At 69.3% G+C, this 5,431-nt stretch carries 7 protein-coding genes; 2 read left to right on the plus strand and 5 right to left on the minus strand.

Annotated elements, in window-relative coordinates; genetic code table 11:
* Together WAZ62_RS02945 and WAZ62_RS02950 are read left to right on the plus strand one after the other, a co-directional pair.
* A partial coding sequence (locus WAZ62_RS02945) for a phosphatase PAP2 family protein (RefSeq protein ID WP_422642039.1) occupies nt 1-763 on the plus strand: 763 nt, incomplete at its 5' end.
* Nucleotides 760-1,932, plus strand: a complete 1,173-nt coding sequence (locus WAZ62_RS02950) for an isovaleryl-CoA dehydrogenase (RefSeq protein ID WP_422642040.1) — start codon at nt 760-762, stop codon at nt 1,930-1,932. The genes WAZ62_RS02945 and WAZ62_RS02950, both read left to right, overlap by 4 nt.
* 4 nt (nt 1,933-1,936) lie before the next feature.
* On the opposite strand, the gene WAZ62_RS02955 is transcribed toward WAZ62_RS02950, so the two are convergent.
* From WAZ62_RS02955 to WAZ62_RS02975, 5 genes are all read right to left on the minus strand, one after another.
* Nucleotides 1,937-3,193, minus strand: coding sequence for an MgtC/SapB family protein (locus WAZ62_RS02955; protein ID WP_422642041.1), 1,257 nt, complete (start codon nt 3,191-3,193; stop codon nt 1,937-1,939).
* Nucleotides 3,193-3,456, minus strand: a complete 264-nt coding sequence (gene pqqD / locus WAZ62_RS02960) for a pyrroloquinoline quinone biosynthesis peptide chaperone PqqD (protein ID WP_422642042.1) — start codon at nt 3,454-3,456, stop codon at nt 3,193-3,195. The genes WAZ62_RS02955 and pqqD overlap by 1 nt, the downstream gene beginning before the upstream one ends.
* Nucleotides 3,453-3,887 carry an iron-sulfur cluster assembly scaffold protein gene (locus tag WAZ62_RS02965; RefSeq protein WP_422642043.1) on the minus strand — a complete coding sequence of 145 codons (435 nt, stop codon included), beginning with the start codon at nt 3,885-3,887 and terminating at the stop codon, nt 3,453-3,455. The genes pqqD and WAZ62_RS02965 overlap by 4 nt, the downstream gene beginning before the upstream one ends.
* A complete protein-coding gene (locus WAZ62_RS02970; RefSeq protein ID WP_422642044.1) occupies nt 3,884-5,119 on the minus strand; it encodes an aminotransferase class V-fold PLP-dependent enzyme in 1,236 nt (411 codons plus the stop codon). The genes WAZ62_RS02965 and WAZ62_RS02970 overlap by 4 nt, the downstream gene beginning before the upstream one ends.
* Nucleotides 5,116-5,431: hypothetical protein (locus tag WAZ62_RS02975; protein ID WP_422642045.1), on the minus strand; the 316-nt coding region annotated here is incomplete at its 5' end. The genes WAZ62_RS02970 and WAZ62_RS02975, both read right to left, overlap by 4 nt.

Genomic DNA, 5,431 nt, shown 5'->3' on the forward strand with positions numbered 1-5,431 from the left:
ATGTCGAGGGGATCAATATCTCGCGCGGCAAGCCGGTCGATATCGCCATCCTGCGCCGGGCGCCATGACGGCGGGGCGGATCGCCGGCCTCGTCTGGACCCTGGCCCAGGAGACATTGGTCGAGACGGCGCGGGGGATCGGCCGACGCTGGCCGCCGAGCCTCGGTTTCGTCGCCGCCATCGTGCTGCTGGTCCTCTACGTCGACCGGCCGCTGGCGCTCTGGCTGTGGGCGCTGCCGGCGGCGGACAGGGCGTTTTTCGCCGCGATCAACGAGGTCGGCCGGTCGGGCTGGATGTTCGGTGCCGCCGCTGTGGCGCTGGTCGCCGCCCTGCTGCTGCACCGCGACGACTGGGCGATCCGGGCCGCTTTCGTCGTCGGCGCCATCGCCATGGGCGGCTGGGTCGTCAATGTGATGAAGCTGGCCTTCGCCCGGGCGCGGCCCCGCCTTCTCGTCGGCGACGAGGCGACCGGCGATTACGGCTTTCGCGGTTTCTCGATCGATCCCGACTGGAATTCCTTCCCGTCCGGTCATGCCCAGGCCAGCGCCAGCCTCGCCGCCGCCCTGGCCTGCGTCTGGCCGCGCTTCGGGATCGTCTTCCTCGGCCTCGCCCTGTTGCCGGCCCTGGCGCGGGTGGTGAACCTCAATCATTTCGCATCCGACGTCGCGACCGGCTACATGACCGGCTGCCTCGTCACCTTTGCCCTGGCCCGGGCCTGCGCCGCCCGGTCCATCGGGCCCATCACAACAGGGGAGAGACGATGAACACAGGACCGCTGCCCGATTTCGATGACGATCTGGGCGAAGACATCCGCATGTTGCGCCAGTCGGTCGCGGCCTTCACCGCGGCCGAGATCACGCCGCGCGCCGCCGCCATCGACCGCGACAATGATTTCCCGCCCGACCTCTGGCCGAAGCTGGGCGCCCTCGGCGTCCTCGGCATCACGGTCGAGGAGGAATTCGGCGGCTCGGGCCTCGGCTATCTCGAGCATGTCGTCGCGATGGAGGAGATCAGCCGGGGCTCGGCCTCGGTCGGCCTGTCCTACGGCGCTCATTCCAACCTCTGCGTCAACCAGATCCGCCTGAACGGCAGCGCGGCGCAGAAGCAGAAATATCTGCCGGGCCTCGTCGCCGGGACCGCGATCGGCGCCCTCGCCATGTCGGAGACCGGGGCCGGTTCCGACGTGGTTTCCCTCCGCCTGAAGGCGGAGAAGAAGGGTGACCGCTATGTCCTGAACGGCTCCAAGTTCTGGATCACCAATGGGCCCAACGCCGATGTCCTCGTCGTCTACGCCAAGACCGATCCGGCGGCGGGGCCGAAGGGCATCACCGCCTTCCTGATCGAGAAGGGCATGAAGGGCTTCTCGGTCGGGCCGAAGCTCGACAAATTGGGTATGCGCGGCTCCAACACCGGCGAGCTGATCTTCGAGGATTGCGAAGTGCCGGCGGAAAACATCCTTGGCACCCTCGGCGGCGGCGTGAAGGTGCTGATGTCCGGCCTCGATTACGAGCGGGCGGTGCTGTCGGCCGGGCCGCTCGGCATCATGCAGGCCTGCCTCGACGTGGTCATTCCCTATGTCCACGAGCGCAAGCAGTTCGGCAAGGCGATCGGCGAATTCCAGCTCATGCAGGGCAAGCTGGCCGACATGTATGTGACGCTGGGCGCGGCCAGGTCCTATGTCTATGCGGTGGCGCGGGCCTGCGACCGGGGCAGGGTCACCCGCAAGGACGCGGCCGGCGCCATCCTCTTCGCCGCCGAGGCCGCGACCAAGCTGGCGCTCGAGGCGATCCAGACCCTGGGCGGCAACGGCTATATCAACGATTACCCGACCGGCCGCCTGCTGCGCGACGCCAAGCTCTACGAGATCGGCGCCGGCACCAGCGAGATCCGCCGCATGTTGATCGGCCGCGAGCTGTTCGCCGAGACGGCCTGACGGGCTACAGAAGGATGATCGCCGCCCCGGCGGCGCTCATCGCAAGCGCGGTCGGGATCAGGCGGGTGGCGACGGCGCGGCCGCCGGCATAGGTGCCGAGGCCAGCCTTGACCAGCGTGTTGGTGATGGCGGCGATCAGGATCACCTTGGCCGCCTCGGCGGGGCCAATGCCGGCGCCGACCTTGCCCCCGGCGATCGACAGGGTGATGGCATCGACATCGGCAAGGCCCGAAAGGACGGCCAGAAGCTCCAGCCCGGCATTGCCGAACTGCGCCTGCACCCAATGACTGCCCAGCATGATCGCCGCCAGCAGGGCGGCGAAGCGAAGGGCGCTGACAATCTCGAAGGGATTGCCCGGCGCCTGGGGCGGCACGGCTTCCGCGCCGCCGCGCAGGCGCAGGAACCAGAAGGTCAGCGCAAGACCGATCCCCGCCATGGCCGCCACCGCCGGGATCAGGGTCATGGCGATGGCGGGCGCGAGCACATAGGTGACGAGAATGACCCGCGCGCACATGATCACCCAGGCGGCGACAGTGCCGGCGGCGGCGGCGGGGCCAAGGGCCGCCTGCTGTCTCGCCATGCGCGACAGGGCGAGGGTGGTCGCGGTCGAGGAGACGATCCCGCCGAAGATGCCGGCGAACAGCACGCCGCGCCCACTTTTGCCAAGCCGGATCGCGACATAGCCGAGGAACGACAGGCCCGATATCGCGACCACCATCAGCCACAGTTCGAAGGGGTTCAGCGCCTGATAGGGGCCATAGCCTTCGTTCGGCAGGACCGGCAGGACGACGACGGAAATCAGCAAGAGGCGCAGCACCGCCGCCATTTCGACCGCCTCGACCCGGCGCAGCAGGCCATGGGTCAGGGGTTTGGCCGACAGGATCACGGTGGCGACCACGGCCGCCATGGCGGCGGGCAGGGCATGGCCCATGGTGGCGACCCCGCCCAGCAGCACGGTCAGCACTCCCGCGATCACCGTGGTCAGGCTCAGGTCGTTGTCGTGGGTCGCCGCCCGCCAGTAGCCGAGGCCCAGCAGCAGGACGACGGCGAGGACGGCGGCGGCCAGCGGCCAGGGACTACCGGCCGAGCCGCCGGCGAGCCCGGCGATGCCGCCGATAAGGCCGATCAGGCTGAAGGTGCGGATACCGGCGGGGCGCGTGCCCTCCGCCTGGTCGCGCTGGTACCAGCCGCGCTCGAAACCGATGACCGCGCCGCAGCCGAGCGCGATGGCGAGATCGCCGATGACGGACAAAGGCTCCATCAGCGCAGGACCAGCAGGCCCCTGGTGGCGAGATCGGCGATCAGATCGGCGACGTCGCCGGCGATTTCCGCTTCCGGGGCTTCATATTCGGCGGCGAGGGCGGTCACGATCGCCTCGGTTCGGGTCTTGCCATCGACAAGGGCGATGACCGAGGCGCCGATGGTGTCGAGTTTGACGATCCGCTCGGGGGCCTGGAGGATCCAGCCGTCGCGCTGTCGGTCGAAGGACAGGCGGACGCCGGGGGCAAGGCGGGGCAAATTCATGATGTCGCCTTTTCAGCGTCTCGCGTCGCCGCCTCCAGTGCCTCGAAGGGCAGAAGGACGCAGGCGAAGCGCGCGCGATGTCTGGTGATGCCGGAAAACAGATCGAAGGCGGGATGGCCGGGCAGCAGGGGCCGCGCGTCCGCCTTGAGGCCCGCCATCAGGTCGTCGCCCAGGTTGAGGATATCGTCCGCCGTCCTGCCCTCGGCCTCGGCCGCCAGCAGGGCCGCGCTCGCCTGGCATATTACGCAGGCTTTCACCCGGTGGCGAAGGCTCTTGATGCGGCCGGCCTCGAGCGTGACATCGAAACTGACCCGGTCGCCGCAGAAAGGATTGTCCAGGGTCGCCGTGCCGCCCGCCTCCGGCAGGGTGCCGGCGAAGCGAATGTCGCTCGCCGTGCGCAGCATGTCCCTCGGGTAAAGCTCGTCGCTCATGACAGCAGGACTTTCATCGCATCCCCGATCCCGGCGAGGCAGGCCTCGATATCGCCCTCGTCGTTGAAGGGGGCGAGGCTGGCCCGGGCCGAACCGGCCACGCCAAAGACCTCGTGCAGAACCTGGGCACAATGATGACCGCCCCGCAAGGCCACGCCGCGCCGGTCGAGAATCTGGCACAGATCATGGGGATGGGTGCCCTCGATCACGAAGGAGACGAGGGGCAGGCGATCGTCGAGACTTTCCGGCCCGATCAGGCGCAGGCGATTGCCGGCGATTCGCATCAAGCCCTCGATCAGGCGGCCGGTCAGCGCCATCTGATGCGCCATCGCCCCATCATGGTCGATCGCGGACAGGAAGCGGCAGGCGGCGCCGAGGCCGACCGCCGGCATGATCGGCGGCGTTCCCGCCTCGAAGCGCTGGGGCGGCCGCGCGTAGGTCGAGGCTTCGAATTTCACCGTGCGGATCATCTCGCCCCCGCCCATCAACGGCGCCATGGCGTCGAGCAGAGGGTAGCGGCCCCACAGCGCGCCGACGCCATTGGGCGCGCCCAGCTTGTGACCCGACAGGACATAGAAATCGCAGCCGAGCGCGGGCAGGTCCACCGGCCCGTGAGGCGCCATCTGCGCCCCGTCGACGAGGAGCAGGGCGCCCGCGTCACGGGCGATGGCCGCGACCTCGGCGACGGGGGTGATGGCGCCCGTCACATTGGAGGCATGGGTGACGGCGACCAGCTTCACCCGCTGGTCGATCAGCCGGGGCAGGGCGGCGAGGTCGAGGCGCCCCTCCGCCGTCATGGGCAGGCGGACGAGGTCGAGGCCGCGCCGCGCCGCCAGCATCTGCCAGGGCACGAGATTGGCGTGATGCTCCAACTCGCTGACGGCGATGGCGTCGCCAGGCGCCAGCAGATCACCGTGGCTGCGCGCCACGAGATTGATCGCCGCCGTGCAGCCCGATGTAAAGACGACCTCGCGCGCCGGCACGTTCAGATAGGCGGCGACTGTATCCCTTGCCGCGTCATAGGCATTGGTCGCGCGTTCCGCCAGGGTGTGGACGCTGCGTTTCACATTGGCGCGGGCCGTCGTCTCATGGGCGATGACGGCGTCGAGCACGGCGCGCGGCATCTGCCCGGTCGCGCCATTGTCGAGATAATGCAGGGCCACGCCCGGCGCCGTCTCGATGTTCAGGATCGGGTATTCGGCGCGCAGGCGTGCCGCGGAAAATCCGCTCACGGCACCAGGCCCAGGATGCCGGCGGTGAAGATCGAATCGAGGGCGCGGCCAAGGTCGGCGTAATCCTCGATCACGCGCTGGGCCCCGGCGGCGCGCAAGGCCGCGGCCCGCTCGCCGCTGCCGATGCCGACGAAGCCGATGCCCAATTCGCGGGCGGCGGCGGCATCCCAGACGCCATCGCCGACATAGACGCGGATTTCGAATTCGTCGATGCCGTGTTCCGCGGCGGCGCGGGCGCTGGCGGCGTCGATGATGCCGGCACGCTCGTCATGGGCATCGGAAAAGGCCGCCGGCACCTGCGCGACATGGAGG

The organism is Zavarzinia sp. (assembly GCF_049306435.1).
In the GTDB taxonomy this organism is placed as follows: Bacteria; Pseudomonadota; Alphaproteobacteria; order Zavarziniales; family Zavarziniaceae; genus Zavarzinia.

What these genes read in the sequence shown, in the direction of transcription:
- WAZ62_RS02950 (WP_422642040.1), top strand. Translation starts at nt 760, where the DNA reads ATGAACACAGGACCGCTGCCCGATTTCGATGACGATCTGGGCGAAGAC.
- WAZ62_RS02955 (WP_422642041.1), bottom strand. Translation starts at nt 3,193, where the DNA reads ATGGAGCCTTTGTCCGTCATCGGCGATCTCGCCATCGCGCTCGGCTGC.
- pqqD (WP_422642042.1), bottom strand. Translation starts at nt 3,456, where the DNA reads ATGAATTTGCCCCGCCTTGCCCCCGGCGTCCGCCTGTCCTTCGACCGA.
- WAZ62_RS02965 (WP_422642043.1), bottom strand. Translation starts at nt 3,887, where the DNA reads ATGAGCGACGAGCTTTACCCGAGGGACATGCTGCGCACGGCGAGCGAC.